Raw genomic sequence first — 26,691 nt, forward strand, 5'->3', positions numbered from 1 at the left:
ATAGAATTATGGTAAATTTTAATCAGTTTTTAAAGCAAGCCCAATCAATGCAAAAGAAAATGCAAGAAGCTCAAGAGCAAATGGCAAATGCAAGATATACCGGTAAAGCCGGAGGCGGGCTTGTTGAGGTTATTGCAACCGGTAAAGGCGAAGTTGAAAAGATTTCAATTGATGAATCTTTATTAAAAGCAGAAGAAAAAGAAATGCTTGAGGATTTAATTAAAGTTGCCTTTAATAATGCTCAACAAAAATGTGATGAAGATTCTCAAAATTCTTTATCAGGAGCTTTAAACGGTATGAGATTACCACCAGGCTTTAAAATGCCGTTTTAACACGGCTCTTATGTCATTCTTGCAAAGAGATCGTGTTGAGAGTGGATACAAGTCGTCATTGCACGCGAACGTTAGTGAGCGTGGCAATCTCAGGAATTCTTCCCATTGCTTCGTCAATTTACTATTGTAAATTTCCTCGCAATGACGGAAAAACTGCTCCACGCAACAACGTCTTTAGTTGCTTAGCTCATGACGATTTGGTATCCATATTTATTCACAACATATCATCACAATAAGATGTATTATCCCCAACATCTCGTTAAGCTCTGTTTGCACTATCTCAGGCAAAACTTTAAGTTTCTCTTTTAATATTTGATATTCTTCATTGTTGTCATCATTATATATTTCTTTATATTTCAATAGCGTTTTATCCCTATTTTATCCTTAAGAGAAGGGGTAATCATATCGTTTAGTTTATCTAACTTTTGCTCTAATTTTTCTTTTTGCTCTTCTGTTAGCTCTTTTTTACCGGTTTCTAAAAAATTTTTCAAATTACAAGCATCTTGTAGATAAAGTTTAACAACATCAATATTATAATCTTATTATTGACAAGTTCTTTGATCTTCTTAATGTCTTCATTGTAAATAGCATTAAACAAATTGATTTCGTCATATTTAGATTTATACACAAAACCCCTTTTATTTAAAAAAGGCATGTTAGCACTTTTTGATATAAAGGCCAAGAAATAATTAACAATTTAACTATTTCTTAATAAAAAGGAAATTTGTAAAAAATAGACATCTTTCCAAAGCAGTTTATAGAGAGAAATTTAAAGGATACACGGAAGCACTTGCCGCTGCAGCATATATAGACATACGTGAAGATTAGGGATTAGGATCGACGTACAAATTGCCTTTAGAAGCAAGTTATGCAAGAAGTTTAATAATTCAAGATCAATAAATCCTTATCAATCCTGAAACCTTTGAAACGCTCAAGTAGCGACATACCAAGAAGCGAAATATCAAGGTCACCAAGACCTACATGTCCTTTGATGTTCTTAAATTCCTTACCGATTACTACACTATTTAAGGTTATAGGGGCGGCTTTATTTTCGCCGTTAGCTGTTAGATAAGTTCTAGTATATTTTAATTTAGTTAAGTCAAAGCCTAATTTTTGAGCATCTTCTTTAGTTAAAGCTATATCACTTGCCCCTGTATCTACCATAAATTTTATTTTAACGTTATTTACAAAAGCATTGATATAAAAATGCCCGTCTCTGCTACGGGCTATAATAATTTCTCCGACTTCAGTAGACCATTTATATGATGGAACTAAAGCAGACATTACTCTATGATAAGCGTAGTTCAGCTCAAACCTAAAAGCATAACCGGTTATTATAACTAAGAAAATTACTGCCCACATTGCTAATTGCAAACAAAATCTGCGTATTTCATTTTGGCTAATAGTACTGTAAATTATACTAAATAATATTAATAATGACGCACAAAAACTCCCTATATTTTGTGGTGCTTTAAAAAATTTTGGATAATGTTGATTGATATATTTGTATAATAAACCGGTTACAATTACGGTGCTACAAATGATAAAAATAAGTTTTATGAGTTTTTTATTCATATAATATACTACAAGTAAATAAAGAATAGGTATACGCAGTTCTATCTGAGTATATAAATTTTAATCTATATAATCAAACCAAAGTCCCAGCCCATTTTTAAGTGGAAAACTACCTTCTTGGTTCACTAGAATAATAATTCCAAGTTCTTCTGACGGTATAAAGCCAATAAAAGAATTAATACCGTTAATTATATAGTCTGAGTGAAAAATTAAATCCTTATTTGAGCATCCTTTTACTTTAAGAATACGCCATCCAAGAGCATAATATGACTCAATCATTTTTTGATCAATAGGCCAAATCGGTTACCATTTAAATCCAAAAACATCTTTGTTTGATTTTACTATTTTACACATACGATCTAAAGTACTTTTAGCAATAAGATTCGGTTTATAACCAAAACTAAGTGTGAATATTTCAATCATTCCATCTATCGATGCAAAAATACCGACAGATGCAGGTACCGTCTTTGGGTAATAAGGCGGAAACGGCAGCAATGTTATTACCTCCTGTCCGTCTATTATTGCTTTAGAATGCGGATAAGCAAGTTGTACATTCGGGGCCCTAGCGGTAATATTTGTATATTTTGCGTTTTAAGCGTTGTACGCAAATTATCTATTGCAGCATTTAAACTTGATTTTTTACAATTTAAAGCTTCTTCAAGTAAACTAAAATATGTTACTATACTTATAGCATTGCCCGGGTTTACAACTAGCTTGTTGTTTTTTTAGCAACGTTGCTCAATTTCAATATTTCCTGAGAATTGATAACCTGTTGTATGGCTTAAAATATTATTAAGACTAATAGCATTTTTAGTTATGGTAATTTGAATTTTTCATCAAAATCTCAACTTTCTTGATCTACCATTAATGCAATTGCCGTTGCTGAAACAGCTTTTGAAACCGATGCTAAAGGAAATAAAGTTTTATCCATAAATAACTCCACTATTACCTTTCTGATTTCCAAAAGTTGTTTTATAAATAACTTCACCTTTGTATAAAATTGCAATTGCTCCTCCTTGTAATTCAAGTTTTTTAGTTTTTGCGGTCATTATACTCATGTCTATGCCAAAACTGTACGATGTGATAATAGTAACATTATACTAAAAAATGGATAAGCTTTTTATTCATATGGCGATATTATTTATTGATTCTATGTCATTCCTGCGAAAGCAGGAATCCAGCTTTCTAAACAAATTATATACTAATTAACCGCTATTGCCTTTTCTTTATCTTTTAATCTAATAGTAGCAAGCTCTAATAAATATTTGTCATCTAAAGCTTCAATAATTTGCTCATATAATTCAGCTGGCATTAGATAAGCAGTCGGTTTATTATGATTTAATAAGGCAACAGGCTCACCACTTGCCTTATCCAATAATGCAGTAGGGCTTTTTTTAAATTCTGATATACTAACTGCTAGATTTGCATGAATATGTTCCATTATTGACTCCAAGTAAACGAAGAAAGTTATACGAAGATCAACTTGGAAAAGAGCAAGGAGTCTACAAGACTAGGAGCGGAGCGTATCCTTAATACGTGGCTACCTGCGAACTTATTTAGACGACGTAGCCAGTTTTTTAAATTCATTGAGGATACCTATAATTAATACTAATTATAGGCTATCATTTTATCTTTATCAAGAAAATCACCTTAAATCGCCGATATTCTCTAAAAACAACCTAGCTCGATGCGATGCCGGTTTATTAAAAAAATCCTCGGCAGGCTGATTTGCTAAAATCTGTCCTTGATCCATAAAAATAACACGATCCGCTATTAATTTTGCAAACTTCAAATGGTGCGTGACCACTACCATGCTCATTTGATCTTTTAATAAATTTATATTCTCTATAACATCTTTAATATTTTCAGGATCGAGTGCCGAAGTCGGTTCGTCGAATAACAAAATTTTCGGCTTCATCATTAAAGCCCTTGCTATTGCGGTGCGTTGCTTTTGCCCTCCTGATAGGCTTGCCGGATATGAGTCAAATTTTTGCGTTAACTTAAATTTTGCAAGCAATTCCTTTGCCATAGAAATTGCCTGTTCTTTTGGCAAATTTAAAACATTTACCGGCGTATAGATTAGGTTTTCTCCTACCGTTAAATGCGGGAATAGATTAAAATTTTGAAAAACCATACCAACTTTTAAAAGAAGCTTTCTTCTATTTTTAAGCAGTAGCTTCTTCCCGTCTACCAAAAAAGTACCACTACTTGGTTCTTCTAAATTATTTAAAATTCTAAGCAGAGTAGTTTTACCGCTTCCCGAAGGACCGATTATTACAGTAGTTTCCTTAGTAGTAAAACTTAAATCAATATTCTTAATTGCGTAATTCTTGCCATAACGCTTACAAACTTTTTCTAAAATAATCATAAACTAGACCGTAAATTTATAACCGTCATAAAGCGGCTTAACGTTATTTGGAAGCATTTTCGTAATCTCATGATAATCTATCGTGTGTCTCATATTGGTTAATAATATCTGCTCAGGTTTATATTTTTCACGCCATTCTAGAACTTTGTCAAGCCCTGCATGATTCGGATTTGATTTATAATCCATACAATCTAATATCCATATTTTTATATCTTTTAAAAATTTATCTGATTCAGGAGGAAAATCGATTAAATCGGGCGAATAAACGAAATCACCTATACGTAAGCCCAAGCTATCTATAGGACCGTGATGCTGTCTAAAAAATTGTATTTCGATAGTATTAATCTTAATTTTATCAAAAAAACTAACAGATTGAGTTGTGAACAGTCGCCCAAGCTTAAATAACTTATTGTTAAATAGATAATCAAATTTTGTATGGAGCTTTGCCGTACTATCGTGATCTGTATAGATTTCAAATGGCTTGCCTTGCATAAAAGTAAATACTCGTAAATCATCGATGCCGTTAACGTGATCGGAATGATAATGTGTTAATATAGCACAATCGAGCTTATTTATCTTTTCTCGTAATAGTTGATTTCTAATATCAAAACCGAAATCAACTAATATTTGACTATGTTCATCGTTAATATATATTGCTGATCTAGTCCTTTTATTGTACTTTGAAGGAGATGTGCAAGTACTACAATCGCACCCGATCATCGGTACGCCTATAGATGCTCCACACCCAAGTATTGTTACTTGTAACATAAATATTTAAAATAATGTTTGAAGTTTTTTATAATTTTTGCGGCTTAAATCAAGAAATATTCTTATTTTTGAATAAAATTACTAATATCGGCTTTATACCTTATTTTTTTAAAATAATTTCGTTTTGTTTTAATATCGCTAATTTCGTTTTAATATATATTTTATACTGTATATATTTTTATATTCAATTAAAGAAAACCAAAAATGATAAGAAGCGGCAAAATAAATTCTGGCACAATTATAATAAGTTAGTTGAAATCGGTATAATATACGGGGTATTCGGTTTAATTTTTACCGCTCTTAAATTTTCAGTTAATTTCCCTCGCCCTTATTGCAGTCTTCCTGTAGATAGTTTCATGACCATAATAAATACTGCAAACGAAAGATGCTTTTCAAGCTTTCCAAGCAGCCACGCAGCTCTTAGCGTGTTAGTAACGTATTTTGCTTGGAATTATATAAAATTACCATTAAAAATCTTAATGATTTGTGTTATTGTGCTCGTGTCTTTATCTCGCATAAGCCTTGCTATGCATTACCCAAGTGATATAATCTACGGCATTATTATTGCATTTATAACAATACTGATAGGTAAGTTAATTTATCGCATCTTTGCAAATCATATAATAAGAAAGATCGGGGATTTTCTATTAATGAGGCAGTAATTAAGAAAAAACATATAAAAAACTTGTTTTTTAATCTTGAAAGTTTTTTATATGCACGCTACAATGTAGCTACATTATTGAAAGAAAATTTTTATGTCTGCTGATTCTATTGTGCGAGCCCGTATTAATGAAGACGTGAAAGAAGAAGCAGCTTTAGTGCTTGCTGCTATGGGACTTACTTTATCTGATGCTGTTCGTATGCTGTTATTTCGTGTTGCTCGTGAAAAAGCATTGCCGTTTGAACCACTTATCCCAAATGATGAAACAATTAAAGCTATGAAAGCTGCAAGAAGCGGCAAATTAGTTCATGTTGGTAATATCAATAATTTGTTATCTGATTTAAATGAGAACGATTAAACGTACTGCACTGTTTAAACGTGGAATAAATTTGGATGATATTTTACTGAAAGCAGTTAGATACTTGGTTGCTGATATAACATGACCTATACATATGAGAGATCATGCCCTTATAGGTAATTGGAAAGATTGTAGAGATTGTCATATTAAACCGGATTTAGTATTAATTTATAGAAAACCCGATGCTGACACATTGGAGTTAATACAATTAGGTTCAAACAGTACACTTGGTTTTTAATTATTTTGAAATGAACCAGGAACGAGTTCCCCCAAAAACCATCTAACCATCCATAGTACTGGACAGTTTTTGAAAAGCGTTTGATGTCGCTCCTAGCTAAAAACGAGAATGACATCAAAAAACCAAACAAACATTATGCTACTATACCGAAAATACTTTATAAAAAATATCTTACCGCTGCTTATAGTCGTTACTTTTTCAGTGACTAGTATAGTATGGATAACGCAAATATTAAAACTTTTATATTTATTTGATAAAGGTATAAAAGTTATGGACTTCTTCAGTTTAATAGTTTTAGTACTTCCTACTTTATTATTTATTCTGTTACCGGTAATAACGGTTATTACCGTGATCTATATCTATAATAATTTAAAAGTCGAGCGACAATTAATTATATTACAAGCTTCAGGAGTTAATAATGTACAGCTAGCACTGCCTGCTTTATATGTCGCATTAATAGTGATGCTACTTGCTTATTATATATCTTCTAAAATCCTGCCGTTATCTCATATAAACTTAAAATCACGTTTAAACTTTATAAAGAATAATTATATCTCAAGTATGATTGAAGAGAAAACTTTTAATAAAGTAACGAAAGATATCACTGTTTTTATAGATAAAAAATCAGCAGGAAATATTATGAACGGCGTAATAATATTTGATAATCGCAACGCTGATAACCCATCAGTAGTATTTGCGGGTTCAGGTACTCTTAATATATATGATAATAGCCCGATTTTTGAACTTAATAAAGGCATAAGACAAGAATATGACGTAAACGGTAATTTAACTCAGTTAACTTTCGATTCTTTAATGATAAAACTGCAAAATGATAATCCTTTAGTATCACAAAGAACTAAACATAATAAAGAAGCAAACGAATATTATATAAGCGAATTACTTGCCCCTCCTCATGATTTAGCTATTACTAAAAAAATTAAATTAATTGCTGAAGCACATCAAAGAATAATTTGGCCTTTATACAATTTTGTATTACCTTTTGTAGCACTTGCAGTTTTTTTGAGATATCCTTATAGCAAAAAAACAACTTTTATGCCGGTATTATTTTCTGCCTTAACAGTATTGCTAGTTACTTCAATTCATTTTATATTACAAAATTTTGCTTCAAAAAATCTAGATTTTATTTTTGCTTGTTATTTCAATTTGGTTATTGCTTTAACGATCGGATTATATTTATTTGTACGTAAAAGAATATAAATTTATTAGACTACTTTATTCCAAGCTCCACGAGGATTTTGAGTAAAACAATCTATTTTGTTTTCCTGTTCGGTAAATTTATTTATTTTAACTGTTAATTCTTTTAAATCTTCGGGTAAATCAGTTATTATAATTATCCTTTTGAAAACTCTTATATACTCTTTTGCTTGTAAAATTTTTCCTATATCTGTAGGCGAAATAATAACAAGCACACTAGCATTATTAGGATTTTGTAACTCATCGGTAATATAAATCGGCTGTTTTTCAGGCTGCGGATCAAGTTTACTACCGTGAGGTATAAATTGCTTACGTGAATAAGTCCAAAGATTTTTATTGAGCATTTCTTGTTGATCTGCATCTGCAGTTAATATCACGCTTTTAAGATCAGAGTGATAGCATTTTTCTATCAGAAGCAATATCGATTTTAGAAGCAATTCATCGCTTGTTTGATAAATACTAAATTGCTGCATAAAAATTTTATGTTATTTTTTATGAGAAAATTTAAGTGGTACGGATGAAGGGACTTGAACCCCCACGCCTCACGGCACAAGAACCTAAATCTTGCATGTCTACCAGTTCCATCACATCCGCGTATGGTAATGCCATTCCTGTAAAAGGGTGGCCTTGTTGCATGGATTCTATGTCATTCCTGCCTCTGCGGGAATTACATCAAAGTATTTCCATCAAAAAGTTATAATACACATCATATAATTTTTGTAAATCGCTAATTTTTGTGTATTCGTTTATTTTATGTGCCGTTTCGGATAATAAACCAAACTCTACTAACGGACAATAATTTTTGACGAATCTTGCATCCGACGTACCGCCGCTTGTAGAGAATTCAGGCTTTATTTTAAGCGTATGCTCTACTACTTTAGCAAATTCTTTTATTTTATCGCTAGGGTTCTGAATAAAACTTTCAGCAGAACTACTATATTCTAACTTATAATCTACTTTATATTCTTTACAATGCTGTTTAATAATTTCTTCTACCTGTTTTGCTAAAGTTTCTGCACTATGTAAATTATTAAAACGTATATTGAAAGATGCTTCCGTACTTGCCGGAATTACGTTTGAAGTATTATTACTGACCTCGATATTCGTTACTTCAAGATTTGAACGTTGAAAAAATTCAGTACCTTCATCAAGTTTTATATTTGTTAACTCATTCAATATTATTATTAAGCAAGGCAATGGGTTATTTGCTTTATGAGGATAAGCTACATGCCCGCTTAAGCCTTCTATATTTAATTTAAAGTTAACACTTCCTCTTCTGCCAATCTTAATTGCATCGCCTATTTCTTTTTCACAAGTAGGTTCACCGACAATAGCAAAATTTATCTTATATCCTTGATCATAAATATATTGCAGCATTTCTTTAGTACCATGCTTTGCTTTTCCCTCTTCATCACTAGTAAGTAAGAAACTAATGGAACCTTTAAAATCGGTATTATTTTTTATAAAATCTAAACTGGCAGCTAGAAAGCACGCTATAGCCCCTTTCATATCCACCGCACCTCTGCCATATATCTTACCATCTTGCTGGCTAACTTTAAATGGACTCGCATTATGCCAAAGCTCATGATTGCCTGCCAACACTACATCTACATGACCAACAAAGCAAATATTAGGCTCATTGCTACCGAAAACAGCATAAAGATTAGTGACTTGCTCACTTTTAGAATCACCGAATATTTTTATTTCGGTCTTAAAGCCGTGCTGTTTAAGCAAATCATTAATATACTCAATAGCCCCATCGCTCTTAGGAGTTACAGACTTAAAACTAATCAAATCTTTTAAGTAGTTAATGTACATCAATTATTGCCAAAGAGAATTTAATGTGGTTTTTAGTTTGTTTTCAAATTGTTTTATATAGTTTTTAAGGTTGTCAATCTTACTTTGATTATTATCAAGCTCTGTTACCATTTTTTGCTGTTCTTCAAGAGGCGGGATAGGAATTTGTAAATCCTCTAAATCTTTCAAATAAACGTGAGGTTGACCTGATCCAGCTTGCTTTTGGTATATTATATTTTGCTGAGATTTTAAAATATAATATAGATATTTAGTTAACAATAGTTTTTCATTAATTGAATAGATTACGTTACAATCTGAAGTCCACATTGGTGAATTATGATACCAAATATATCCAGCATATGCTCCCGATGAAGAAATAGTGATTATGTTACCGTTAAAATTATATTGATTATGTGAATAAGGACTAACCCAACCAGATGCTATTACTGGAATATCCCCCTTAATTGCAGTATTAATGTTAATCATTTTACCTTTTTTACCTACTATTAATGTTGTATACTCCTTATGCTCAAGAGATAAAATATTACTTTTTAATTTATTGATAACGATATCGCCAAATTTAACAATTTCTCATTGTTTATTTATTTCAAAATAAGGATGCCAATTATCTATTATCTGTTTTGCCCCCTCTATTATCTTTTGATAGCTATTCAATTCTTCAATAATTTTCTGTTGTTTTTCTAGAGACAGAAGAGGAATATAAATTGAGTTTATATGTTCTCTATTTAAACCAGGCTGAGCACCTTTATTATAAGCTAAGTTCTTATTAATTTGATTTAATCGCTATATTTAAACAATAAAATAAATAAGATTGATGTATAATATTCGGTTTCCCTCTAAAAATATAAACATGTTCATTAACCATTACTCCTATTTGCGGTAAAATTTTATCATATACAAAACACACTTTACCCGTTAATGCTCCGTCTTTACACATAAAATATCATTGTTTTTCACCAATCCTTTTTAGCTATTTGATAAAAATCGAGATCTATAAAAGGCATTTTAGATAAATTTAATTTTCCATCCTCGCCTGTTTAAATCATTTATACCGACAATTTTTCTTTTTTTATTGTCTAGACGTAACGCCGATATTCTTAACCTCATAAAACCAATATTCTTTTTGATTATTCGGTTTATGTGCATCGATAAAATAAAGTATTGACGTTTTTACTCCTGTATAAGGTAAAAAAGCACCTTGCGGTAGAGAGATAACGAGTTGCAGCTTTGCTTTTGATAGTAAAAATTGACGCACAGCAGAGGTGTCTTTTCTGAATAAGAACCCTTCAGGTACTACCAATACCATTCTACCACCCTCTTTTAAATTTTGCAGGCAATGCAAAACACAAGCAGCATCACCGTTATTTTTTGCAATGCCGTTATTAAAAAGAGAAGTTATATGATTTTCTGTTATAATTTTGCCGTTTTTGCTAGTTTTTTTAGTGATAGCTTGAGAAAATGGCAATTAGTAACAATTATATCAAACTTTAACTGCTGATCAGTTAAGGGTTTAACATCATTAGGGTTCTCAAGACTATTTATTTGCTGCATTCTGTCTGTCACCATGCAAAATCATATTCATCTTAGCGATTCTAGCGGTTTTGGTTAACTCTCGCCCATATAATGTATTAAATCTTAATTTTTCTAAATCTTCATCGGTATTAATTATATTATTTTCTTTGATATAATTAAAAGCTTCAGTTAAGAACCCACCGGTACCAAAAAAGGATCATAAATTGTTTCTTTAAATTTAGGATCAACCAAATTAATAATGGTTTTAACGATATTTCTCGGTGTAAAATATTCGCCTAAATCATTTTTCCGTTGATGTAGTTTTTTCTAAGAAATACTCGAATACGTCGCCTTTTATATCTGTATCTATCGTAGATAAAATAAGAGGATCAATTGCATCGATAATGTGGCGGAGAGTAATGTAATTGCCTAGAGAAATAGGCGTAAAAACATCACCACCGTATTTATTCTTAATTTGTTCTATAACATAGCTATTAATGTAACCGATAATATCATCGTTTGATTGTGCTTTGATATTATTCCACAGGATTTTTCGTTGTTTTCACTTAATAATTTTAAGAATAATATATTTGCAAATTCGCTAAATCTTTCTATTTCTGCTCGGAGCCCTTCATTTCTTAAAAGATTATTCAAGTTTTCAAATATCTATATTAATTCTTCACGTGATACTTTAATTTCTTTCGGTATAGTCCAAACTTCATTACTGCTTGCTTCTAAAAAAGTAGATAATAATTCTTTTTCATGTAGTAATTCCCTTACTTCATCACCGTTTAATATAAGCTCTTTATTATTAGCAACAAAAACGAGTTTCGCAGTAAGCTCCATTCATTGCGAACACTATAGGTACATCAAGCAATTTTGCATATTCCGTTGCTTGATCTAAAGCTTGCCTTAAATCCACTCCTGCTTTTTTGCTTCTATTATTGCAATAGATTACTTTCATATAAGATATGATCCGGTCTTTTTCCGTTTAATCTTGTCTGTTCTGTTTTTGATTGTGGTTTTTGGAAATAAACTCTTTTTAGTATCATTATCTATATGCCATCCCTTATTTACAAGGTTATTGCTGATAATCCATTCAATCCATTCGGTTTGCTGTTCTGCTAACATAAGAATTGCTTAGATATTTTTTTGTAATTAATAATTATATCTTCTTACACTTAATTATACAAGCTTATAAAAGTACAAAAAACAACTTTTATAGAGTTAGTTAATGACGGTCTCATGACTTTCTTCTTTTTATTAATAGGTTTAGAGATGAAATTTCACCTAGTAGAAGGTGAACATAAAAATAAAAAAACTAATATTACCTGCAGCGGCAGCCCTTGGAGGTGTGGTAATTCCTGTCTTAATATACATGTTTTTTAATTACGATAAACCGGGATTAATAAAAGGATGGGCTATTCCTATCGCAACTGATACTGCTTTTGTCCTTGGTATTTTATCTTTTTTCAGCCGACATATATCTTTAGAATTACGAGCTTTTATTATAGGTTTCTCATTAATTGACGATGCTTTTGCGTTAATTATACTAGCTTTGTTTTATGCTAAAACAATCAATACTCTGGCATTATTAATTTCTTCTATAATTATATTCATCTTGTTTATATTGAATTATCGACAAGTTAAACAATTATTTTATTATATAATTGTAGGTTTATTATTATGGATTAGTATGGTGGAGTCAGGTATTCACGATACCTTATGCAGAGCCATTATAGCACTTTTTATACCTGTTAATATAAAAGGAGAATTTAACACTTCTTTTAAAAAACTTGAAAACTTAATTCGTCCTTTTGTAAATTACTTTATTTTACCGCTTTTTGTATTTATGAATTCCGGTATCCTTTTAGAATATTTTGCATTTAAAGGCATTTGTTCCAACTCAATACTTGCTTTAATTTATGGGATAATATTTGGTTTATCTGTAGGTAAGCAATTAGGTATTATGCTATTTTCATATCCATTTGTAAAATTTAAACTCTGTAATTTACCAAGTGATACTTCATGGTTAAAATTTTATTCTATAGCTATACTTGGAGGGATTGGATTTACCCTAAGTTTATTTATAGGTAGTAACGTTTGAGAGCAGCTGCCCTTCAAACTCTATGAGAGCTGCAGTAATAATAGGCTCTTTAATTTCTGCATTATTTGACGTAGCCGTTCTAAAATATTGTACTGGAAAAGAGTAAAGAAGCAAATTAAACGAGTATACTCATTAAATAACGATGATAGGATTTTAATAACACATCATATTTTTGTTTGGAAAAAACAGGATATGGTACTATATAGATATTATTAGAAGAAGGAATCGCTTTCTCAAGCTTATTTAGCATAAAAGGCATATTATAATTATGCTCTACTAAAATTATTGAAGTAAGATTGTAAGTTACAATAAAATCAACCACTTTCTTAATATTATCTTCTTCAGACATTATTTTATTCGGAGCAAATATTACCTGCTGTTCTATAACATTACGTTCCTTTAACAAAATTTTTAATTGCTCTGTAGATTCTATACCAGTAATAAATAATATAGGTGCATAACCTGCCTTAAGCCAAGCAATACCGGTTTCAATTTTATGTCCTCCTCCTACAAATACTATTATTGCATTAGTGGTATTACTATTAAGCTTATAAGAATTTATTAAATATAAATAATAACCAAAACCACCGACCCAAAGAGCAAAAATTGTGAGTAGAAATTTTCTGATCATTTAAATATTTTATTAAATTCAGTTTGAATAATTTTATCAAATTCAGACATTTCAACATGAATCCCTAACTGATTTAAAGATGTTACTAAAGAATTTTCAAGTCCACAAGGAATAATCCCACTAAACTTACTTAAATCTGTTGAAATATTTATAGCTACACCGTGATATGTAACCCATTTTCTTACTCTAACACCTATTGCAGCAATTTTAGCAAATTCATCTTTCCTTACTTTTACCCAAATTCCTACTTTATCTTTAATAATATATGCTTTAATTCCAAAATAATTTAAGCTATTTATAATCCATTCTTCAAGCATTTTTATATATAGCTTTAAATCTTTGTATCGATTTGGTGAATCTAAATTAAGAATTGGATAAATAACACGCTGACCCGGTCCATGAAAAGTAAATTTACCGCCACGTCCTGTGTAAATTACCGGAATATCACCGTAATTTAATAATTCTTCTTGTTTATAATTAGTACCGGCTGTATATACTTCCGAATGTTCAACTAAATAAATAATTTCCGGCTCATGATCACTAATTACTTTGTTAACGTAATCTTCCATTAATTTCAAAATAACTTGATAATCCGCAAAATCCGGTATAGTTATAAATCTTATCATATTAATTCAGATTTATATTTCAATATTAATGCATCTAAAATTGCTATGGTTTCAGCATCCAAATCGCCAGAAAAATTACTAGGACGAAAATGCATTTGAAACGAAATTATAATATCTTTCATTTTAGAGTCTAAAATTTCGGTAACTTCAAGTTTATAACCGTATGTAATAAATTTTTGCTGAATTGCTGCAATATCGGTTATATCGACTTGCGGCAATAGATTGTTAAACACCTGTTCATCATACCAAGCTCCAATATCGTTATCATATAATAGTTTCCAAGGAAATAGCGGGCCAGGGTCCTGTTTTCTACCTGGAGCAATATCAGAATGCCCAACTACTCTAGTAGGTCTAATATCATATCTAGCAATAATCTGTTTACACAAACTTATAACACTATTAATTTGCCTTTCCGAATAGGGTAACCAAACTATATCATTGTTTTTTGCATTTACTTCAAAAGCAGGATTTACGATTTCAATACCGATTGATGTATCATTAATACGCTCATGACCTTGCCAGTAACTTACTCCAGCATGCCATGCTCTATCACGCTCTTCTACTAATTGAAATATATGTTCAGGATTTTCATTGTTTATTAAATAATGGCTACTTAACTTTTCACCGGTTAGAAAATCTAAAGACTGCTTAAAATCACACTGTGTATAATGTAGCACTAGGAATTTAATACGTTTATCAAATCCCACAGCTCTATAAGATGTTTTATCGATTACTATCATATATAAAAATTTTAAAGGATGTCACTATTGTATGTTTTTTTCTATATAATTCTTGTGAAAGCTTGCTTGCATGGATTGGTAAATCGTCATTGCGAGAAGAATTACACAGTAATTCGACGAAGCAATCTCAGGAAAAGTGTGTTATTATTTCATGAGATTGCCACGCAGCCTACGGCTGCTCGCAATGACGATTTGGTATCTATATAAAGATAGTCCCAGTATGACAAGAAAAATTTTGATGGTGCCGGATATCGGATTTGAACTGATGACCTACCGCTTACAAGGCGGTTGCTCTACCACTGAGCTAATCCGGCATATTAATATAGAGAAGAGATATGTGCTGTCATACCCGTGGCTTGACCACAATATCTAGAAAAATAACTTGTAATAGTCAAATTTACTAAATCCCGCAATCAAATAGCGGGAGATGACAGGGGCTGAATTGATCCACACAGTCAATGCCTGCTCGCAATGATGAAAATACACTATAAACTAAGCTTCTTTAGCTTCCTTTTTACTTAGTCTAGCTTTGCGGTTTTTTGCTTTCACTTCCATTTCCTTTTTAACTTTCTCAGGAAGAGTAACACCCGCTTGCTCAATAAATTTTGCGACTCGCTCAGTTGGTTTAGCACCGGTGCCAAGCCAATATTCTATACGATCTTTTTTTAAAACAACACGCTCACTATTATCTGAAGCAAGCATTGGATCATAAGTTCCGACTTTTTCTAAAAAGTCACCGTCACGAGGTGCTGTTGCGTTAGCTACTACTACACGATAAAAAGGACGCTTTTTAGCACCGCCTCTAGCTAAACGAATTTTTACTGCCATATTATATTACTTACAATTATTTTATTTTTTCTTCTTTAAAAAGAACATGTTTTCTAACTACTTTATCATACTTACGAAAAGAAAGCTTCTCAGTTTGGGTCTTCGGATTACGTTTCTTTACCCAAAAAACACCTGTGCCGGCAGTACTTACTAGCCTTACCAAAACATTTTTATTTTTCTTTGCCATTAGCTGACACCTTAAATCAAGATATTATTTTATTATTCTAAGGAAAGCAGAATAAAACGAAATTGAAAAATAGTCAAGTAAAAACTAGGCATTGCAAAATAAAGAGAGATACGTCATTGCGAACGACTAAAAGGAGCGTGGCAATCTAGTTTTAATTTCCGGAGATTGCCGCACTCCTTGCAGTCGTTCGCAATGACACAAATTTTTCAAATTAAACAAGTTACCATCCAAATAAGCGTTCGATATCCTTAAGCTTCAACTCAATATAAGTAGGTCTGCCATGATTACATTGACCTGAAAGCAGCGTATTTTCCATTTGACGCAGTAAGGCATTCATTTCATCTGCCGATAATTTTCGTCCTGCTCTAATAGAGTAATGACAGGCATAAGTTTCCGTTACATGCTCGATTAACTCTGTCAAAGCTATATTCTTGCCAAAATCCGATAAATGATCGGCGAGATCCTGAATTAACTTTTGTACGTTTACATCTCCAAGGATATTTGGAATTTCAGTTACTATAATAGATTTTTCACCGAATTTTTCTAGAGTTAAACCAAGTTTATATAGTTTTTCTCTATGGTCATATAAACAATCTGCTTTTTTTTCATTTGGCAGTTCTACTATCTCAGGGATAAGCAAACGCTGTTTGATTAACTCTTCCGTTTTAAGGTAATCTTTTATTTTTTCATACCCTAAACGTTTGTGTGCTGCATGTTGGTCGGTAATCACTATACTATCTTCGGTTTGTGAAATAATATAAGTCGTATGAAGTTGTGCTTTAGCTGCCCCAAGTTTATATTGTTTACGGGTTTGTTGTTCATGTTCTATACGATTTTCTACTTCTTGTTCTATTTTAGCATGTGATAATGTATCGATTAATTTTTGACAAACATGATTTTGAGGAACTGTATTAAGTGTAGAATGAGTAGTAGGTCTATAATCTGCCGATTTACTATTAACGTTTATAACTTTACTTACTGGAGATTGTTTGTTAACTAAAGGATTTTTAAATAACTCAAGAGCATCAGAGGCGATAGTAGTAGAAGTAACATGGCTTTTATTTGTTAAAGCATTTTTAATTGCTTCTATTAATAAGTTTCGCACATAATTCGGGTCATGAAACCTAACCTCTGCTTTTGCCGGATGTACGTTAACGTCAACAAGTTGCGGATTGATTTGTAAGAATATAGCACATATCGGATAACGATCACGAGCTAAATAATCTTGATATGCTACCCTTAAAGCTATCTGTAATAATTTATCTTTTACTGGTCTATTATTAATAAATAAAAACTGATCTTCACTTGAAGCTCTATTATATGTCGGGCTACTAGTATAGCCGCAAATAGAGAAATCAGGTGTTTTGAAGTCTATATAAGCGGCGTTTTTTATAAAATCATCACCTATTACATCAATTATACGCTGTTTTAGGTTAGTTTCAGCATCTTTATTTTGTCCCTTTAGTTTTAATAAATTCTTGCCGTCATGTGTTAAACTAAAAGAAATTTTAGGATGTGCTAGAGCGATTTTCTTAACCACACCTACAGTTGCTGCAAGCTCTGTTTTATCGGCTCTAAGAAATTTTAAACGTGCAGGTGTTGCAAAAAATAAATCACGTATCTCTATTTTAGTACCTTCATTATGAACAGAAATAGTAACTTGTTTTTCATTGCCGCCGATTAACTTAATCTGAAATGCTTTGTCGGCATCTCGTTTTTTAGAAGTAATTAGCATTTTGCTAATAGCAGCAATAGACGGCAGTGCTTCACCCCTAAAACCAAAAGTATTAATATTTAGAAAATCGCTTTCATCAAACTTAGAAGTTGTATGACGTTCAACAGCAATTTCTAATTCCTTATCAGTCATACCGATACCGTCATCGGAAATAATGATTAGATTTTTACCGGCACGTTCTAAAATAATATCTATTTTAGTACTACTTGCATCAACAGCATTTTCAACTAATTCCTTTACTACCGATGCGGGCCTTTCTATAACCTCACCGGCAGCAATTCGGTTGATAGTACTTTCTGACAGAAATTTTATAGTCATTTTGTTACTAGTTTAAATTTCTTACTACAATATGGGCAGATAACTTCTTTTTTTTTATCTATCTCTAAATAAACTTTCGGATGGTCATATGGAGGTTCTTTGCCCTGGCAAGATACAGATGCATCAACACTATTAACAATTTCCATAGATTTATACATTACTTCTTTAAGTGTAATCTAATATAAGTTACTTTTAAATAAAAGACAAATATTACTTGATTAAATATGTCATCCCGTGACTTGATCAGCTTTGTTGCATGGTTCTAATTTTCTTGTCATTGCGAGGAAATTACGTAAGTAATTGACAAAGCAATCTAGTGCCAAAGTTCTGAGATTGCCACACAGCCTATGGCTCTGCTTGCAATGACGATTTAGCTGGCTGGTACAAGCCACGGTATGACAATACATTAGTAAATAATGCAGGTATTCAGCATGTTGCTCCTATCGATGAATTTCCTGAAGATAAATGGGAGCAAATTTTGCGTATAGATTTAATAGCATCTTTCTATACTAAAAAATATGCAATACAGATTATGAAAAAACGGCTTCAGGCGAATTGTTAATATCGCTTCCGCTCATGCATATGTCGCATCACCTTTCAAGTCGGCATATGTAGCAGTAAAGTACGGTATCCTTGGACTTACCAAAACCGTTGCTTTAGAAGTGGCTGAGAATAATATTACAGTTAATGCTATCTGTCCCAGTTACGTCAACACACCATTAGTAAGGTCAAATAGCAGATACTGCTAAAGCTAGACATATAAGTGAAAAATCAGCGTTAAGGGATGTAATCCTTAAATCTCAAGCTACGAAAAAATTTGTAGAAGCTGATGAAATAGCAAACTTAGTAATATTCTTATGTGATAAAAAAGCATCATCAATAACAGGTAGTGGACTCTTGATAGATGGCGGCTGGATGGCACAGTAGTTTTTAATTCTTAATATTTTTTATTTATTGAGAAATAACTAACAATAAAAACTTCTTGCAAAAATTTAATTTACTCCTTTACATTTAAAATAAACCACAATTTATTCAAGGAGGAATTTATGCCAGAAAAAAACATCTACATTTTCAAACTGAAGAAACTGACTTAAATAGAGTAAAATGCCAAATTAATTCATTTTAAAGATGAACTGGACAGCCCCATAGATGGGCAATTAGTTATAGGAGAAGTTGAAGAAGTAAAAGAAAAAGAATTTTCTAGACCTGTAGAAGTTGAGGTAAAGCGTAATTTGGGTAAGTTTAAAAAAGCTCTAGCCTATCTTGGAATTATTAAAAATACGAAAAAAGTAGTAAGCAAAGAAGAGAAAATTATAGGCACCCATGAATTAGGCAATTTTACTAATGATAAGAATTCTATAGAGAACTTTTTAAACAACCTAGATTTCCATGAAGAAAAACTTTACGCATATGATCTTAGTGGTACAAAAGTTGGAGAAGTAGGTGATTTTGGTAAAGATGGTAAATTCTTAGATTTAGAAGGTAAAGCTTTACAAAATCAAAATCAGTTTATACAAAAAGGTAGCGGAGTTTACCATTTAAGTATTGCTACAAACGTAAAATATTTTGATAAAGATTTGAAAAGTATTAAGACTTCAAAAGGTGTTACGAATATTAACACAAAGCCCGTAAAAAGTGCTCTTAAAGGTAGCAGAGAAGCTGCAAAAATAGGAAAAAAACTACGAAAACAAGAAGAACAGAAATTTGTAGGAATTAAAAAGCCAAAAGGAGCTAAACTTACAAAAGTAGGAATTCCGGTACCACTAGATAACTAGGTTATAAGTGCTTGACCATTATAACGTGTATATTATAATAATAATGACCAAATTAATATGTACGTTATAATAGTCATAATTTATTATGACTATTATTTAGCCTTTTGCATGTCTAATGCTTGTATTTGAGCTTGTGTCTCAGAGTCATTTGGCTCTAATTCTAATGCTTTATTGTATGATTCAAGAGATAAATCGTATTTTTCAAGCTTTCTTAATATTTCTGCTTTATTGTTATAAGCATAAGGATGACTTGGATCTACTTCGATTGCCTTATTATAAGCTTCTAAAGCTAAATCGTATTTTCCCAACTGAATTAATACCGCTCCTTTATTAAGATAAGCCTGAAAATGATTAGGGTTTAGTGCAATTGCTTTGTTATAAACTTCAAGGGCCAACTCATATTTTTCAGGAAATCTAAGTCCCAGTATTCTTAGTCTAAATCCATATCCAATATATGCATCATTCGGATTTTGTTTTATAGCTTTATCACATTCTGCTAATTCTTTTTCAAAATCATTTGCAACTGATTCAGGTTGTTTATTAAACAAGAACTTATAACCACAAAAACATATTACTATCACCACAAGAATTAAAATACCGACAATTAAATATTATAAATTACACTTTATAAATTATGTAACTTGTCTATAATAACTAATTAGTAATTAAGTTATTTAAAGCTCGATGAATAATAGGTCTAAGTTCATTTTTTTATCTGCTATTTCAGGTAATGTACTCGAATATTATGACTTTACGGTATATTCAGTTTTTTCGCTGATTATTGGACAAGTTTTTTTTCCAGGCGAATCAGAATTCATTAGAATTCTTCTAAGCCTTGGAGTATTTGCGGTTGGCTTTCTGACAAGACCGATAGGAGGCATATTATTCGGTTATATCGGTGATAGATACGGTAGACGTATCGCTTTGATAATCTCGATGCTAGGTATGACTATTCCGACCTTTATTATGGGTCTCATACCCTCATATGCAAGTATTGGGATTTATGCCCCTATAACTCTAGTTATAATGCGACTTATTCAAGGTTTATGTATTAGCGGTGAAGGAACGGGAGCGGCTATTTTTATCCTTGAACATCGTCAAAATTTAAGACCGGGTTTTACGGCAGGTTTAGTACATGGTTCAAATATCGCCGGTACCTTAATTGCAACACTTATCGGTATTATAATAGAACGTTATTTCTCTCATATAGATTTTGCTTGGCGTTTTGCTTTTCTGCTTGGCGGATTTATGGGTCTTGCAGGATTTTACTTGCGATTGCGCGTATCGGAAACACCGATTTTTAAAATGCTTGAGAAAAAGAAACAAGTTCTTAAAGCACCTTTTTCCAATGTAATTAGAACTGCTTGGAGATCGATGTTTTTAACTATGTGTATAGGTGCTATCGCTAGCAGCGTTATGTATTTAGTAAAAACATATATAAATGTTTTCTATTATAATGTAATGCATCTTAGTAATACTATTGCTTTATCATATTTAGCGTATAGTTCGTTTATTGCGATGATAGCGATGCCGCTTGCCGGCGGTACTGCCGATATTATCGGAAAATTTAAAATGGCAATGCTTGTTGGTGTTGCTATCTTGATATTGATTTTACCGACCATGTTACTTATGTCGACAGAAGAGATGTGGCAACAAATTATAGCTCTTACAATGCTTGGTATGCTCGCAGGAAGCATAGCAGGTACAGCTTATATACTCGTTATATCCTTGTTTACAGCAGAACAAAGGTTTACCGGTGTTGCTTTCAGCTACAATTTTGCAATAGCGATATTCGGCGGAACTTCACCTATTATTTCTCGTTGGCTTGTAGAGCGCACAGGTTTATTTTATGCTCCGGCTTTTTATATTATGATCATTGCTGCCGTATTTTTAGTGATTATGTATATGATGAGGAAAGTAATTAAATCGTTGCTTAATAATTATGAACATAGAAAATAAAGAAATAACAAGTAGTTGGTTTACTAATTTACGTGATTTATTGTGCAAAGAATTTGAAAAAATCGAAGAAGAATATGCACAAACCAAAGGTTTAAAACCGGCTAAGTTTGTACGCTCAAGCTGGCAACGTAACGGAGGCGGTGGCGGTGTCATGTCTCTCATGAAAGGAGCAGTATTTGAAAAAGTCGGGGTTAATATATCTACCGTATTTGGTAAAATTTCTCCCGAATTCCGCAACGAAATTCCAGGAGCAGAGCTAGACGGGAAATTCTTTGCAACAGGCATTTCATTAGTCGCACATCTTAAATCGCCGCTAATTCCCGCTATGCATTTTAATACTCGTTATATAGAAACTTCTAAAAGTTGGTTTGGCGGCGGTGGCGATTTAACACCTTTTTATCCGGAAAAAAACGAAACTGTAAAGTTTCATGCAGCTTTTAAAGAAGTGTGCGATAAGTATGATTCTAGCTATTATCCTAAATTCAAAAAGCAATGTGATGAATATTTTTATCTAAAGCATCGAAAAGAGCCGAGAGGAGTAGGCGGCATATTCTATGATTACTTAAATAATGGTAATTTTGAACAGGATTTTGCCTTTACACAGGACGTAGGTAAGGCTTTGTTGTCGGTATATCCTGAAATCGTTAGAAGTAAGTTATTTTTACCTTGGACAACTGAGCAGAAAGAATACCAGCTTATAAGGCGAGGTAGATATGTAGAATTTAATTTGCTATATGACCGCGGTACTAAATTCGGCTTAATGACCGATGGAAATGTCGAAGCAATATTAATGTCATTGCCACCTGAAGTAAAGTTTAATTGACTTTTTTAAAATCATAACCGGAATGGCAAAATGCTATTTCGGTGTGTTGAAACTTCTGTCAAAAGTGAGAGTATTTTCCACAAAACCAATTTTTTTTAAGGATATAGCGATGCCAACCCATTTACGATATGAGATATATTATTTAAAAATTAAAAAATGTCACCTAATTCAATGCATTTCACTATAACAAAATTTTTTACTTTGTAAGTTTAGGCGGTAAATAATGTTCTGTTGAGATTACTTTTTTACCAGTTTTATTTTCCAAGGCCGTTTTAGCGTTTTTAGCTATACTTCCTCCTATTTTACCTGCAACCTTATTTTCTTCCATTCCTGTTACATTATTGGTTTCTACTACCTGACGAAGTAGATAATTCAGCAAGAGCAGTAAAAATTAATTCTGCTTCATTCATGTGATCACGTAAATTTTGATTTGTTAAGCCCTTAATATTTTTGTGTTCTTTAAGTTATACCAGCCCATTCTTGATGAATAATATTAGTTAATATAGCAAATTCATTCTCTTTTGTTACTTCATGGTTTTTCCAGTAATCAGTTAATTTATTTCGTGTTTCCTGCCCCATCATACGTTGTTGAATCCATTTCTCGCTACGACCGTGTCGTTTCCAATTATCCCTTGCTCTATCAATTGACTTTTCCGGATCAGAAATTTCTTGAATCCTCTCATAACCGACTTGCAAGCCATTGTTTAAATGGTTCTGCCTTTGGAGACGGAATAGATTGTATAATACGAAGTAATGACTCTGTATTTGCACAGTCTGTTATATATTTTTTTCCATCTGTGGTAGTTAATTTCAGTCCGTGACAGTTTGTCATGACCTCACTTTTTTCTTCGTTTAACCTTTGTTTTAGTTTTCTTCAATAAGCTCCGGGTCACTACTATCAGTCAATGCTCCTACTACGTCGACTACTGAAAACCACCAAAGGAAGTTAGGTATAAGCTTTAACTGAAATAGTAAAACACTATTTCGGGGTGTAGAAATCTCTACCAAAAGTCAGCTATAATACGAATGTCCAGAGCTTAAAAGCAATGCTTTAGTTTAATTAATCGGGAGTAACTACATATCCAACCAAACTAACAAGAGCCTACCTGAACTCGTAGCAGAGTCTACTTCAAAAGAAAATATTGACGAAACACAATCTTAGAAGTTTGTTATTATTTCCTGCTCGCAATGACTATATATCTTTAACAATCCCTTTTCAAATAACAAAGAGTATACTAGTCAAATGGTTTCACTATAACCATAATCACTGCAACAATCATGCAAATAGTCGGAATCTCATTAACTATGCGATAAAATTTTTCTGAATGGACATTCTTACCATTTGCAAAATCTTTTCGCCATCTTGCAAGTAAACCGTGAAATATCACTAAAACTAATACTGCAAACATTTTAATGTGAAACCAAGTATCAAGAGCAACAAACCCGTAAATATGAGCATTTATTAAACCAAAAATAAATGTGCTAATCATTGCTGGATTCATAATGAATCTGAGTAACTTTAGCTCCATTACTTGTAAAGTACTATCTAGCTCACTACCTATTTTAGCTTTGATATGATAAACATATATTCTAGGTAAATAAAGAAGCCCTGCCATCCAACATATAGCAGATATCAGATGGACTGACTTAAACCATAGATAGTAACTTGCCATTCTTTTCCTTATTAACTTGTTAATTTACACAAACATTTAGTAAATTCGTTTGGACATATTCTTGTACTAGAGCTACTCATAACTAAATTAGTATCAACCTTATTAATAAATCGTAGCAATATATTTGTCAAACTATTAATAAAAATTTTATTTGTTCCAAGTGTCGGAATTCGGGTATATTGAATTTCATATTTATCTGCGATTAATTTATATTCAATATCAAGCTCTACTAGTGTTTCAACATGCTCGGATACAAAGGATATAGGTACGATAATTATGTCTTTTTTTAACTTTCCTGCTAGCTCTATTTCGTCTTCCGTATTAGGTTTTAACCACTCTATAGGTCCTACTCTACTTTGATAAGTTATCTTATAATCTAGATCTTTTATATTTAATTCTTTAACTATTGCTTGTACTGTTTCTTTTATCTGAAAACCATAAGGATCACCTGCTTTTATTATTTTTTCGGGTAACCCGTGAGCAGAAAATAATATACGAAAATTTTTATCGTATAGTTTTTCTTTAATTAATGAAACATGAGCTTTTATAAAATCTTTTTCTAGAGGATAACAGCAAATTGTTTTAATTGGAATATCAATATCAAGGTTTTGTAAAAAATTTTTAACCGATGATCCTGTCGTAGTACTTGAAAATTGAGAATATAGAGGCAATAATATTATTTCGCTTGGATTATATTTTTTTATTTGACCTATTACTTCTTTAGCAAACGGTGCTGAATATCTCATATTTATAAAAATAGCGAAATCTTCTTTTATAAGTTGCTTTAGCTTTTCAGTTAGTGCTAATTTCTGCTCCTCTGTTTCCTGCAGTAAAGAAGATTTACCACCGATTAAAGAATAAATTTTTTGAGATTTTTTCTCTCTAGTAATAGAAATTATTTTAGCGATAATATAACGCAAAGGATTTGGTAGATTAATTATAGCTTTGTCATAGAATAGATTAAATAGAAAAGGCTTCACTGATTTAAGGTTTTTTGGACCGCCTAAATTAAAAAGTACTATTGCTATTCTTTTCTTCATATAACCTAACATATTCTGTCAAAAATTCTACATTTTCCGTAGGTGTTTCAGGCAAAATACCATGTCCTAAATTAAAGATAAAATTCTTTCCTTTCATTGCCTGAAGAATTTTATAAGTTTTTTCTTTAATAATTTCTTTATTAGTTAATAATACAACCGGATCTAAATTACCTTGTACTATTACTTTATCACTCCACTCTTTCATTTTTTCAAGAGGAACCATTTGATCTACGGCTAAAACATCTATCGGTACTTCTTTTATAAATTTTTCGTACAATAATCCTGCTCCTTTAGGAAAAGCAATTATAGGAGTTTTTGGAAAAACTTCTTTTACTTTTAGTATAATCTTTTTTGTCGGCTCTATTACAAATTCAGTAAATTCCTCTTCTGCAAGTACTCCTGACCATGAATCAAAAAGCTTTAAAACATCTGCTCCAGATTTTGCTTGATTTATAAGATGATCAGCTGTTTTTTCCGTAATAAAATTTAATAATTCTTCAGCAAGTATTTTATTTTCATATATGAATTTTTTGCTCGTTTTAAAATCCTGTTTTCCTTTTCCTTCTAACATGTAACTCATCACTGTCCAAGGACTACCTGCAAATCCTATTAAAGAAATGGGGGATGGTAATTCTTTTTTTACTTTTTTTATTATTTCATAAACCTTTTCTAATTTATAATTCGGATTGATTTGCAGATATTTAAAATCTTCTTGTGATTTGAATTGCTTTAATATAGGCCCTATATTTTCTTTAAAATCCACTTCCCATCCAAGAGCATGAGGTAAAACTAATATATCGGAAAAAATAATAGCTGCATCAAATCCATAACGTTTTATCGGTTGTAAGGTTACTTCTGTTGCTTTGCTAACATCATAACAAAAATCTAGAAAATTTTTTGTTGTTTCTCTTACTTTTTTATATTCCGGCAAATATCTACCTGCTTGACGCATAAACCAAATAGGTACTTTATCATTATTTCCTTTTAATGGATTTATAATTTGCTTCATGCTATTACTAAAAATATTAAAATAATAAATATATTTATTATTTGTTGTTTATATAAATAGAATTATGTAGATTAAATGTTTTAAACAGAGTTATCAACAAAATTTTCATTAAAATTTTCTTAAAAATATAGGTATTTTTAATTATTATTCACATAAGTTTGTAATGAATTTATACAAGTGGATAATTAAGTGTAAAATTCATTTATAGCTTAGAAAAGACTATTTTTTCAAAGAAAAATGATATTTATTCACAATTTTATCCACAAACTATTTATTTAAAAGAAAATACACTAGATTTACTTGATTTAATAAGGATTTGAGGAAATTTTTAATAGGTTTTAATAGGAAAAATAATAAGTTATTAAAAAATTTATCCACAATTACATATGTAAAGT

The 26,691-nt window shown here is 31.5% G+C and carries 37 protein-coding genes, 2 tRNA genes and 4 pseudogenes; 11 read left to right on the forward strand and 32 right to left on the reverse strand.

The features are described from left to right. Positions 1 to 8 precede the first annotated feature (8 nt). A complete protein-coding gene (locus RSA_RS06610; RefSeq protein ID WP_012151438.1) occupies positions 9 to 332 on the forward strand; it encodes a YbaB/EbfC family nucleoid-associated protein in 324 nt (107 codons plus the stop codon). A 356-nt stretch (positions 333 to 688) separates the two neighbouring features. Here RSA_RS06610 and RSA_RS10135 read toward each other — a convergent pair whose 3' ends face one another. From RSA_RS10135 to RSA_RS06650, 8 genes are all read right to left on the reverse strand, one after another. Then, on the reverse strand, positions 689 to 823 hold the full coding sequence (locus RSA_RS10135; RefSeq protein WP_014365091.1) for a hypothetical protein: 135 nt from the start codon (positions 821 to 823) through the stop codon (positions 689 to 691). A 388-nt stretch (positions 824 to 1,211) separates the two neighbouring features. Continuing rightward, positions 1,212 to 1,907 (reverse strand): TIGR02281 family clan AA aspartic protease, encoded by a 696-nt coding sequence (locus tag RSA_RS06615; RefSeq protein ID WP_014365092.1) that lies wholly within the window; start codon positions 1,905 to 1,907, stop codon positions 1,212 to 1,214. Positions 1,908 to 1,967: 60 nt separating this feature from the next. Continuing rightward, positions 1,968 to 2,186 carry a hypothetical protein gene (locus RSA_RS06620; RefSeq protein ID WP_014365093.1) on the reverse strand — a complete coding sequence of 73 codons (219 nt, stop codon included), beginning with the start codon at positions 2,184 to 2,186 and terminating at the stop codon, positions 1,968 to 1,970. Between the two features lie 24 nt (positions 2,187 to 2,210). After that, on the reverse strand, positions 2,211 to 2,402 hold the full coding sequence (locus tag RSA_RS06625; RefSeq protein ID WP_012262643.1) for a hypothetical protein: 192 nt from the start codon (positions 2,400 to 2,402) through the stop codon (positions 2,211 to 2,213). Positions 2,403 to 2,751: 349 nt separating this feature from the next. Then, positions 2,752 to 2,913, reverse strand: coding sequence for a serine hydrolase (locus tag RSA_RS08700; RefSeq protein WP_012262644.1), 162 nt, complete (start codon positions 2,911 to 2,913; stop codon positions 2,752 to 2,754). A gap of 195 nt (positions 2,914 to 3,108) precedes the next feature. Further along, positions 3,109 to 3,348, reverse strand: coding sequence for a type II toxin-antitoxin system Phd/YefM family antitoxin (locus RSA_RS06640; protein ID WP_012151447.1), 240 nt, complete (start codon positions 3,346 to 3,348; stop codon positions 3,109 to 3,111). A gap of 204 nt (positions 3,349 to 3,552) precedes the next feature. Continuing rightward, positions 3,553 to 4,275 (reverse strand): amino acid ABC transporter ATP-binding protein, encoded by a 723-nt coding sequence (locus RSA_RS06645; RefSeq protein ID WP_010977895.1) that lies wholly within the window; start codon positions 4,273 to 4,275, stop codon positions 3,553 to 3,555. 3 nt (positions 4,276 to 4,278) lie between these two features. Beyond that, complete coding sequence (locus tag RSA_RS06650) at positions 4,279 to 5,043, reverse strand: MBL fold metallo-hydrolase (protein ID WP_014365094.1); 765 nt, start codon at positions 5,041 to 5,043, stop codon at positions 4,279 to 4,281. 14 nt (positions 5,044 to 5,057) lie between these two features. Here RSA_RS06650 and RSA_RS06655 point away from each other — a divergent pair, with 14 nt between their 5' ends. The 4 genes and pseudogenes from RSA_RS06655 (at position 5,058) to RSA_RS06670 (ending at position 7,518) form a co-directional block, all read left to right on the forward strand. Then, positions 5,058 to 5,705 (forward strand): phosphatase PAP2 family protein, encoded by a 648-nt coding sequence (locus RSA_RS06655; protein ID WP_014365095.1) that lies wholly within the window; start codon positions 5,058 to 5,060, stop codon positions 5,703 to 5,705. A 93-nt stretch (positions 5,706 to 5,798) separates the two neighbouring features. Then, a complete protein-coding gene (locus RSA_RS06660) occupies positions 5,799 to 6,062 on the forward strand; it encodes a type II toxin-antitoxin system RelB/DinJ family antitoxin (protein ID WP_012151450.1) in 264 nt (87 codons plus the stop codon). Continuing rightward, positions 6,049 to 6,300, forward strand: a pseudogene (locus RSA_RS10380) (type II toxin-antitoxin system YafQ family toxin). Before RSA_RS06660 ends, RSA_RS10380 begins: the two are co-directional and overlap by 14 nt. A 135-nt stretch (positions 6,301 to 6,435) precedes the next feature. Next, positions 6,436 to 7,518, forward strand: a complete 1,083-nt coding sequence (locus RSA_RS06670) for an LptF/LptG family permease (protein ID WP_014363352.1) — start codon at positions 6,436 to 6,438, stop codon at positions 7,516 to 7,518. Between the two features lie 5 nt (positions 7,519 to 7,523). On the opposite strand, the gene RSA_RS06675 is transcribed toward RSA_RS06670, so the two are convergent. From RSA_RS06675 to RSA_RS09855, 9 genes and pseudogenes are all read right to left on the reverse strand, one after another. Continuing rightward, positions 7,524 to 7,988, reverse strand: coding sequence for a DNA polymerase III subunit chi (locus tag RSA_RS06675; RefSeq protein ID WP_012151453.1), 465 nt, complete (start codon positions 7,986 to 7,988; stop codon positions 7,524 to 7,526). 36 nt (positions 7,989 to 8,024) lie between these two features. After that, positions 8,025 to 8,109: transfer RNA gene (locus tag RSA_RS06680), tRNA-Leu, on the reverse strand. Between the two features lie 78 nt (positions 8,110 to 8,187). Then, positions 8,188 to 9,333: a succinyl-diaminopimelate desuccinylase gene (dapE, locus tag RSA_RS06685; protein WP_014363353.1), complete on the reverse strand. Its 1,146-nt coding sequence runs from the start codon at positions 9,331 to 9,333 to the stop codon at positions 8,188 to 8,190. Positions 9,334 to 9,336: 3 nt separating this feature from the next. Beyond that, positions 9,337 to 9,798 (reverse strand): restriction endonuclease subunit S, encoded by a 462-nt coding sequence (locus RSA_RS09835; protein ID WP_014365097.1) that lies wholly within the window; start codon positions 9,796 to 9,798, stop codon positions 9,337 to 9,339. Between the two features lie 301 nt (positions 9,799 to 10,099). Beyond that, a pseudogene (locus RSA_RS09135) lies at positions 10,100 to 10,290 on the reverse strand (hypothetical protein). 112 nt (positions 10,291 to 10,402) lie between these two features. Then, complete coding sequence (locus RSA_RS09845) at positions 10,403 to 10,798, reverse strand: HsdM family class I SAM-dependent methyltransferase (protein WP_014365098.1); 396 nt, start codon at positions 10,796 to 10,798, stop codon at positions 10,403 to 10,405. A 69-nt stretch (positions 10,799 to 10,867) separates the two neighbouring features. Next, positions 10,868 to 11,017, reverse strand: coding sequence for a hypothetical protein (locus RSA_RS10140; protein WP_331270654.1), 150 nt, complete (start codon positions 11,015 to 11,017; stop codon positions 10,868 to 10,870). Between the two features lie 17 nt (positions 11,018 to 11,034). Continuing rightward, positions 11,035 to 11,118 carry a hypothetical protein gene (locus tag RSA_RS10145; RefSeq protein ID WP_255374167.1) on the reverse strand — a complete coding sequence of 28 codons (84 nt, stop codon included), beginning with the start codon at positions 11,116 to 11,118 and terminating at the stop codon, positions 11,035 to 11,037. A gap of 393 nt (positions 11,119 to 11,511) precedes the next feature. Beyond that, the gene (locus RSA_RS09855; RefSeq protein ID WP_014365100.1) at positions 11,512 to 11,691 is read right to left on the reverse strand and encodes a hypothetical protein; all 180 of its coding nucleotides are present in this window, start codon (positions 11,689 to 11,691) and stop codon (positions 11,512 to 11,514) included. Between the two features lie 399 nt (positions 11,692 to 12,090). Between RSA_RS09855 and nhaA the strand changes: the two are divergent. After that, positions 12,091 to 12,952, forward strand: a pseudogene (gene nhaA, locus RSA_RS06715) (Na+/H+ antiporter NhaA). Between the two features lie 115 nt (positions 12,953 to 13,067). On the opposite strand, the gene RSA_RS06720 reads toward nhaA, so the two are convergent. The 8 genes from RSA_RS06720 to RSA_RS08185 form a co-directional block, all read right to left on the reverse strand. Continuing rightward, on the reverse strand, positions 13,068 to 13,583 hold the full coding sequence (locus RSA_RS06720) for a YdcF family protein (protein ID WP_012151464.1): 516 nt from the start codon (positions 13,581 to 13,583) through the stop codon (positions 13,068 to 13,070). Next, positions 13,580 to 14,209, reverse strand: a complete 630-nt coding sequence (lipB, locus tag RSA_RS06725; protein WP_014363356.1) for a lipoyl(octanoyl) transferase LipB — start codon at positions 14,207 to 14,209, stop codon at positions 13,580 to 13,582. The genes RSA_RS06720 and lipB overlap by 4 nt, the downstream gene beginning before the upstream one ends. Next, positions 14,206 to 14,949 (reverse strand): N-acetylmuramoyl-L-alanine amidase, encoded by a 744-nt coding sequence (locus RSA_RS06730; RefSeq protein ID WP_014365105.1) that lies wholly within the window; start codon positions 14,947 to 14,949, stop codon positions 14,206 to 14,208. The genes lipB and RSA_RS06730 overlap by 4 nt, the downstream gene beginning before the upstream one ends. Positions 14,950 to 15,188: 239 nt before the next feature. Next, positions 15,189 to 15,263: transfer RNA gene (locus RSA_RS06735), tRNA-Thr, on the reverse strand. Positions 15,264 to 15,441: 178 nt separating this feature from the next. After that, entirely contained in the window at positions 15,442 to 15,777 is a 336-nt protein-coding gene (gene rpsP / locus RSA_RS06740; RefSeq protein ID WP_004997078.1) for a 30S ribosomal protein S16, read from the reverse strand. Between the two features lie 16 nt (positions 15,778 to 15,793). After that, positions 15,794 to 15,964, reverse strand: a complete 171-nt coding sequence (rpmG, locus tag RSA_RS06745; protein WP_004997072.1) for a 50S ribosomal protein L33 — start codon at positions 15,962 to 15,964, stop codon at positions 15,794 to 15,796. A gap of 220 nt (positions 15,965 to 16,184) precedes the next feature. Further along, positions 16,185 to 18,017 (reverse strand): DNA mismatch repair endonuclease MutL, encoded by a 1,833-nt coding sequence (mutL, locus tag RSA_RS06750; RefSeq protein ID WP_014365106.1) that lies wholly within the window; start codon positions 18,015 to 18,017, stop codon positions 16,185 to 16,187. Further along, positions 18,014 to 18,175, reverse strand: a complete 162-nt coding sequence (locus tag RSA_RS08185; RefSeq protein WP_081498238.1) for a zinc-finger domain-containing protein — start codon at positions 18,173 to 18,175, stop codon at positions 18,014 to 18,016. The genes mutL and RSA_RS08185 overlap by 4 nt, the downstream gene beginning before the upstream one ends. Before the next feature lie 284 nt (positions 18,176 to 18,459). Between RSA_RS08185 and RSA_RS10150 the strand changes: the two genes are divergently transcribed. The 3 genes and pseudogenes from RSA_RS10150 to RSA_RS06755 all read left to right on the forward strand — a co-directional run bounded on the left by RSA_RS10150 (position 18,460) and on the right by RSA_RS06755 (position 19,792). Further along, entirely contained in the window at positions 18,460 to 18,579 is a 120-nt protein-coding gene (locus tag RSA_RS10150) for a hypothetical protein (RefSeq protein ID WP_252081324.1), read from the forward strand. A 1-nt stretch (position 18,580) separates the two neighbouring features. After that, positions 18,581 to 18,944: pseudogene (locus tag RSA_RS10385) on the forward strand (SDR family oxidoreductase). Between the two features lie 305 nt (positions 18,945 to 19,249). After that, positions 19,250 to 19,792, forward strand: a complete 543-nt coding sequence (locus RSA_RS06755) for a hypothetical protein (RefSeq protein WP_014365108.1) — start codon at positions 19,250 to 19,252, stop codon at positions 19,790 to 19,792. Between the two features lie 92 nt (positions 19,793 to 19,884). Here RSA_RS06755 and RSA_RS10505 read toward each other — a convergent pair whose 3' ends face one another. Then, positions 19,885 to 20,340 carry a tetratricopeptide repeat protein gene (locus RSA_RS10505; RefSeq protein WP_014365109.1) on the reverse strand — a complete coding sequence of 152 codons (456 nt, stop codon included), beginning with the start codon at positions 20,338 to 20,340 and terminating at the stop codon, positions 19,885 to 19,887. A gap of 136 nt (positions 20,341 to 20,476) precedes the next feature. On the opposite strand from RSA_RS10505, the gene RSA_RS06765 reads away from it, so the two are divergent. Then, positions 20,477 to 21,751 carry an MFS transporter gene (locus RSA_RS06765; RefSeq protein WP_014365110.1) on the forward strand — a complete coding sequence of 425 codons (1,275 nt, stop codon included), beginning with the start codon at positions 20,477 to 20,479 and terminating at the stop codon, positions 21,749 to 21,751. Further along, positions 21,735 to 22,574 carry an oxygen-dependent coproporphyrinogen oxidase gene (hemF, locus tag RSA_RS06770; RefSeq protein WP_014365111.1) on the forward strand — a complete coding sequence of 280 codons (840 nt, stop codon included), beginning with the start codon at positions 21,735 to 21,737 and terminating at the stop codon, positions 22,572 to 22,574. Before RSA_RS06765 ends, hemF begins: the two co-directional genes overlap by 17 nt. A gap of 196 nt (positions 22,575 to 22,770) precedes the next feature. Here the strand turns inward: hemF and RSA_RS09145 are convergent, their stop codons facing one another. The 6 genes from RSA_RS09145 to hemE all read right to left on the reverse strand — a co-directional run bounded on the left by RSA_RS09145 (position 22,771) and on the right by hemE (position 26,296). Further along, positions 22,771 to 22,953 carry a hypothetical protein gene (locus tag RSA_RS09145; RefSeq protein WP_231284233.1) on the reverse strand — a complete coding sequence of 61 codons (183 nt, stop codon included), beginning with the start codon at positions 22,951 to 22,953 and terminating at the stop codon, positions 22,771 to 22,773. Positions 22,954 to 23,033: 80 nt separating this feature from the next. Continuing rightward, complete coding sequence (locus tag RSA_RS09880) at positions 23,034 to 23,270, reverse strand: hypothetical protein (RefSeq protein WP_230453561.1); 237 nt, start codon at positions 23,268 to 23,270, stop codon at positions 23,034 to 23,036. Further along, positions 23,254 to 23,406 (reverse strand): BRO family protein, encoded by a 153-nt coding sequence (locus tag RSA_RS09885; RefSeq protein ID WP_231284234.1) that lies wholly within the window; start codon positions 23,404 to 23,406, stop codon positions 23,254 to 23,256. Before RSA_RS09885 ends, RSA_RS09880 begins: the two co-directional genes overlap by 17 nt. Positions 23,407 to 23,809: 403 nt before the next feature. Then, complete coding sequence (gene hemJ, locus RSA_RS06780; protein ID WP_012151473.1) at positions 23,810 to 24,247, reverse strand: protoporphyrinogen oxidase HemJ; 438 nt, start codon at positions 24,245 to 24,247, stop codon at positions 23,810 to 23,812. An 11-nt stretch (positions 24,248 to 24,258) separates the two neighbouring features. Then, positions 24,259 to 25,299: a ferrochelatase gene (gene hemH / locus RSA_RS06785; protein WP_012151474.1), complete on the reverse strand. Its 1,041-nt coding sequence runs from the start codon at positions 25,297 to 25,299 to the stop codon at positions 24,259 to 24,261. Beyond that, positions 25,256 to 26,296, reverse strand: coding sequence for a uroporphyrinogen decarboxylase (gene hemE / locus RSA_RS06790; RefSeq protein WP_014363365.1), 1,041 nt, complete (start codon positions 26,294 to 26,296; stop codon positions 25,256 to 25,258). The genes hemH and hemE overlap by 44 nt, the downstream gene beginning before the upstream one ends. Between the last annotated feature and the right edge of the window lie 395 nt (positions 26,297 to 26,691).

It is taken from the genome of Rickettsia philipii str. 364D (genome assembly GCF_000283995.1).
Taxonomy (GTDB): domain Bacteria; phylum Pseudomonadota; class Alphaproteobacteria; order Rickettsiales; family Rickettsiaceae; genus Rickettsia; species Rickettsia rickettsii.

Excerpts from the sequence above, each read along its gene's own strand:
- RSA_RS06610 (WP_012151438.1), top strand. The coding sequence starts at position 9 with ATGGTAAATTTTAATCAGTTTTTAAAGCAAGCCCAATCAATGCAAAAG.
- RSA_RS06615 (WP_014365092.1), bottom strand. The coding sequence starts at position 1,907 with ATGAATAAAAAACTCATAAAACTTATTTTTATCATTTGTAGCACCGTA.
- RSA_RS06620 (WP_014365093.1), bottom strand. The coding sequence starts at position 2,186 with ATGATTGAGTCATATTATGCTCTTGGATGGCGTATTCTTAAAGTAAAA.
- RSA_RS06640 (WP_012151447.1), bottom strand. The coding sequence starts at position 3,348 with ATGGAACATATTCATGCAAATCTAGCAGTTAGTATATCAGAATTTAAA.
- RSA_RS06645 (WP_010977895.1), bottom strand. The coding sequence starts at position 4,275 with ATGATTATTTTAGAAAAAGTTTGTAAGCGTTATGGCAAGAATTACGCA.
- RSA_RS06650 (WP_014365094.1), bottom strand. The coding sequence starts at position 5,043 with ATGTTACAAGTAACAATACTTGGGTGTGGAGCATCTATAGGCGTACCG.
- RSA_RS06655 (WP_014365095.1), top strand. The coding sequence starts at position 5,058 with ATGTTTGAAGTTTTTTATAATTTTTGCGGCTTAAATCAAGAAATATTC.
- RSA_RS06660 (WP_012151450.1), top strand. The coding sequence starts at position 5,799 with ATGTCTGCTGATTCTATTGTGCGAGCCCGTATTAATGAAGACGTGAAA.
- RSA_RS06670 (WP_014363352.1), top strand. The coding sequence starts at position 6,436 with ATGCTACTATACCGAAAATACTTTATAAAAAATATCTTACCGCTGCTT.
- RSA_RS06675 (WP_012151453.1), bottom strand. The coding sequence starts at position 7,988 with ATGCAGCAATTTAGTATTTATCAAACAAGCGATGAATTGCTTCTAAAA.
- dapE (WP_014363353.1), bottom strand. The coding sequence starts at position 9,333 with ATGTACATTAACTACTTAAAAGATTTGATTAGTTTTAAGTCTGTAACT.
- RSA_RS09835 (WP_014365097.1), bottom strand. The coding sequence starts at position 9,798 with ATGATTAACATTAATACTGCAATTAAGGGGGATATTCCAGTAATAGCA.
- RSA_RS09855 (WP_014365100.1), bottom strand. The coding sequence starts at position 11,691 with ATGGAGCTTACTGCGAAACTCGTTTTTGTTGCTAATAATAAAGAGCTT.
- RSA_RS06720 (WP_012151464.1), bottom strand. The coding sequence starts at position 13,583 with ATGATCAGAAAATTTCTACTCACAATTTTTGCTCTTTGGGTCGGTGGT.
- lipB (WP_014363356.1), bottom strand. The coding sequence starts at position 14,209 with ATGATAAGATTTATAACTATACCGGATTTTGCGGATTATCAAGTTATT.
- RSA_RS06730 (WP_014365105.1), bottom strand. The coding sequence starts at position 14,949 with ATGATAGTAATCGATAAAACATCTTATAGAGCTGTGGGATTTGATAAA.
- rpsP (WP_004997078.1), bottom strand. The coding sequence starts at position 15,777 with ATGGCAGTAAAAATTCGTTTAGCTAGAGGCGGTGCTAAAAAGCGTCCT.
- rpmG (WP_004997072.1), bottom strand. The coding sequence starts at position 15,964 with ATGGCAAAGAAAAATAAAAATGTTTTGGTAAGGCTAGTAAGTACTGCC.
- mutL (WP_014365106.1), bottom strand. The coding sequence starts at position 18,017 with ATGACTATAAAATTTCTGTCAGAAAGTACTATCAACCGAATTGCTGCC.
- RSA_RS08185 (WP_081498238.1), bottom strand. The coding sequence starts at position 18,175 with ATGTATAAATCTATGGAAATTGTTAATAGTGTTGATGCATCTGTATCT.
- RSA_RS06765 (WP_014365110.1), top strand. The coding sequence starts at position 20,477 with ATGAATAATAGGTCTAAGTTCATTTTTTTATCTGCTATTTCAGGTAAT.
- hemF (WP_014365111.1), top strand. The coding sequence starts at position 21,735 with ATGAACATAGAAAATAAAGAAATAACAAGTAGTTGGTTTACTAATTTA.
- RSA_RS09885 (WP_231284234.1), bottom strand. The coding sequence starts at position 23,406 with ATGACAAACTGTCACGGACTGAAATTAACTACCACAGATGGAAAAAAA.
- hemJ (WP_012151473.1), bottom strand. The coding sequence starts at position 24,247 with ATGGCAAGTTACTATCTATGGTTTAAGTCAGTCCATCTGATATCTGCT.
- hemH (WP_012151474.1), bottom strand. The coding sequence starts at position 25,299 with ATGTTAGGTTATATGAAGAAAAGAATAGCAATAGTACTTTTTAATTTA.
- hemE (WP_014363365.1), bottom strand. The coding sequence starts at position 26,296 with ATGAAGCAAATTATAAATCCATTAAAAGGAAATAATGATAAAGTACCT.